Source organism: Corallococcus sp. AB038B (assembly GCF_003668955.1).
GTDB lineage: Bacteria > Myxococcota > Myxococcia > Myxococcales > Myxococcaceae > Corallococcus > Corallococcus exiguus.
In genome coordinates this window covers 1-463 of sequence record NZ_RAWO01000081.1, presented here as the reverse complement: position 1 = coordinate 463, position 463 = coordinate 1, and the positions used below count along the sequence as shown (strand labels likewise).

At 67.6% G+C, this 463-nt stretch carries 1 protein-coding gene; it reads left to right on the top strand.

Features of this window, described 5'->3' with window-relative positions:
* The first annotated feature begins 83 nt into the window (after window positions 1-83).
* A complete protein-coding gene (locus D7Y04_RS42615) occupies window positions 84-392 on the top strand; it encodes a putative quinol monooxygenase (protein ID WP_121763063.1) in 309 nt (102 codons plus the stop codon).
* Window positions 393-463 lie beyond the last annotated feature (71 nt).

Below are 463 nucleotides of genomic sequence, written 5' to 3'. Positions count from 1 at the left end.
CTCTACGACTGGGGCCTGCGCCTCGCCGATGAAGTGGGCGCCCGTATCGAAGCACCCCGACCCGCACCCCGAAGGAAAACCGCATGATTGTCGAATACATCCGCTACACGATTCCCGAGTCCGAAGCAGAGGCGTTCATCGCCAGCTACACCCGCGCGCAGGACGCGCTCCTCGCGTCGTCCCACTGCCTGGGCTGGGAGCTGTCGCGCTGCACGGAGGATGCGACGCGCTTCATCCTCCGCATCCAGTGGGACTCGGCCGAGGGGCACATGCAGGGCTTCCGCAAGAGCCCGGAGTTCGCGCGCTTCTTCGCGGAGATTCGTCCCTACGTCGGTCGCATCGAGGAGATGCGCCACTACGCGCTCACGCCCGTCGCCGGTGTGAAGCGCTGACGGACTGGCGCGGGCTCGCGCCCGTGGGACGCATCAGGCGTTCCGCGGCGTGAGGCCCAGCTCCTTCAAGC

Bases quoted from the DNA above. Each gene is read 5' to 3' on its own strand.
- D7Y04_RS42615 (WP_121763063.1), top strand. From the start codon at position 84: ATGATTGTCGAATACATCCGCTACACGATTCCCGAGTCCGAAGCAGAG.